This is a genomic window from Martelella sp., from assembly GCF_984369615.1.
Genome location: NZ_CFHTCS010000519.1, coordinates 1 through 2,279, shown reverse-complemented (window position 1 = coordinate 2,279; position 2,279 = coordinate 1). Strand labels below are relative to the sequence as shown.

2 protein-coding genes are annotated in these 2,279 nt (G+C 60.7%); both read left to right on the top strand.

Translation table 11 applies throughout. The features are described from left to right. The first annotated feature begins 20 nt into the window (after nucleotides 1–20). On the top strand, nucleotides 21–1,430 hold the full coding sequence (locus tag AC5DC2_RS23160; RefSeq protein WP_061449769.1) for an FAD-binding oxidoreductase: 1,410 nt from the start codon (nucleotides 21–23) through the stop codon (nucleotides 1,428–1,430). 1 nt (nucleotide 1,431) lies between these two features. Continuing rightward, entirely contained in the window at nucleotides 1,432–2,013 is a 582-nt protein-coding gene (locus AC5DC2_RS23155; protein WP_200335438.1) for an NAD(P)H-dependent oxidoreductase, read from the top strand. Nucleotides 2,014–2,279 lie beyond the last annotated feature (266 nt).

Genomic DNA, 2,279 nt, shown 5'->3' with positions numbered 1-2,279 from the left:
CCGCTGATGGATAAGTGAACATGCCGGACTATCAACAGATCAAGGCCGAACTCGAAGGCATCGCCATTGAGGACAATCCCAATATGGTTCTGCGCAAGAGCCGGGATTTCTACTGGTATTCTCCAATCCTGAAGGAACAGCTTGAGAATGTGACCGGCGATCTGGTCGTCTCGCCGAAGAACGAGGAAGAGCTGATCCGGATCCTGAAGGTCGCGTTCAAAAATGACGTTCCCGTCACGGCGCGCGGCGGCGGCACAGGCAATTACGGGCAGTGCATGCCGCTTTCCGGCGGCATCGTGCTCGACATGACCAAGATGAACGCCATCAAGGACATAAAGCCCGGCCGCGTCATCGCTGAGGCCGGCATCATCTGCGCCCAGCTTGACAGGGAGCTGAAGGAAAAATCCGGGCAGGAACTGCGCTTCCATCCCTCGACCACCGGCCAGGCCACGCTCGGCGGCTTCATCGCCGGCGGCTCCGGCGGCGTCGGCTCGGTCCACTGGGGCGGCCTTCGCGACCTCGGCAATGTTCTGCGTTTGCGGATTGTTACGCTGGAGGCAGAACCGCGGGTGATGGAACTGACGGCGCGCGACCTCCTGAAGGTCAGCCACGCCTACGGCACCAACGGCATTATCACCGAGGTCGAGATGCCGCTGGCGCCCGCCTATGACTGGGTGGATGTGATGGTCGGCCACGAGACCTTCATGGATGCCGTGCGCTTTTCCGACCGTCTGGCGAAATCCTCCGGCATTCTCGTCAAGGAAATCGCCCCGATCGCGGCTCCCGTGCCCTATTCCTATTTCAACCGCCACAAGCCCTATCTGAGGGAAGGTGAGTCTGTCTCCGTCGTCATGGTGGCGCCGCATTCGCTGGAACCCTTCGAGGCGCTGGTGAACCTCTACAAGGGCGAGATCCGCTTCCGCTCCGATGAGGCCGAAAGCCTGCGCGGCCTGCCGCGCGCCTATGAACTCGGCTGGAACCACACGACGCTCAGAGCGCTGAAGATGGAGCCGGATGCCTTCACTTATCTGCAGGTCCAGTATCCCGGACCCGATCATGTGGCCAAGGTCCAGGAGATGACCGCGCTTTTCGGCGACGAGGTGATCGGCCATCTGGAATTCCTGCGTTTTGACGGCGCGATCCAGTGTTCCGGCCTGCCGCTGGTGCGCTACACCACGGCCGAGCGGCTGGAAGAGATCATCCGCATCCACGAGGATCATGGCTGCCCGATCTTTAACCCGCACCGCTACACGCTGGAAGAAGGCGGCATGAAGCAGACCGACGAATTGCAGCTTGCCTTCAAAAAGGAAACGGATCCCAAGGGCCTTCTGAACCCCGGCAAGATGATCGCCTGGGAAAATCCGGACTTCGATTTCAAGGCCGGCAAGAACTTCCTGTTCAAGGGCCTTTCCGAGACGGGAGCCGAATAGGATGCGCGTTCTCGTTCTCTTCAGCCATCCGGTGGAAACGAGCTTCGGCGCGGCGCTTCATGCCCAGGTCGTGGAAAGCCTGAAGAAGGCCGGCCACGAGGTCGATGATTGCGATCTTTACGCCGAGGGTTTCCAGCCGGTCCTGACCCGCGAGGAGCGGATCGGCTATCACGACTATCCGGAAAATACCGCACCGGTTGAAGGCTATGTCGAGCGCTTGCGCAAGGCCGAAGCCCTCGTCATCGTCACGCCGGTATGGAATTTCGGCTTTCCGGCCATGCTGAAAGGCTATTTCGATCGGGTCTGGCTGCCGGGCGTTTCCTTCGCGCTCGAGGACGGGAAACTGACCCCGACGCTGCGCCATATCAGGAAGCTTGCGGCTGTTTTCACCTATGGCGCAACGCCGATGCGGGCCTTTCTGGCCGGCAATCCGCCGAAAAAGATCGTCAAGCGCGTGCTGCGCGCCCAGATCAAGCTCGGCGCTCCGGTGTCGTTCATGGCGCATTACGACATGAACAACTGCACCGACAAGACTAGGGCCGATTTCCTGGCAAAGGTGAAGGCCGAGATGGAAGCTTTCTGACGCTTCCGGCGCCCACCCCCTTTACATCACCGCTCAGACCACTAGGTCTAGGACTATCCCGCAAGCGCTCCCCTTAGGCGCTTGCGGGCTCTTTTGAGCGAGGCCGCAAGCCCCGTCGCACTCTGTCTGCGCGGGATTGGCTGTGGCTTTCAGGAAATACCGCATGGTTCAGGGGGCATTGCCCCGCCATGCGCCAGCAGCGGGGAACAGGGCCGAATGTCCATGCTTGAGCAGAAACCCGCCGACGAGACCCGCCTGCGCAAATT

Bases quoted from the DNA above. Each gene is read 5' to 3' on its own strand.
- AC5DC2_RS23160 (WP_061449769.1), top strand. From the start codon at position 21: ATGCCGGACTATCAACAGATCAAGGCCGAACTCGAAGGCATCGCCATT.
- AC5DC2_RS23155 (WP_200335438.1), top strand. From the start codon at position 1,432: ATGCGCGTTCTCGTTCTCTTCAGCCATCCGGTGGAAACGAGCTTCGGC.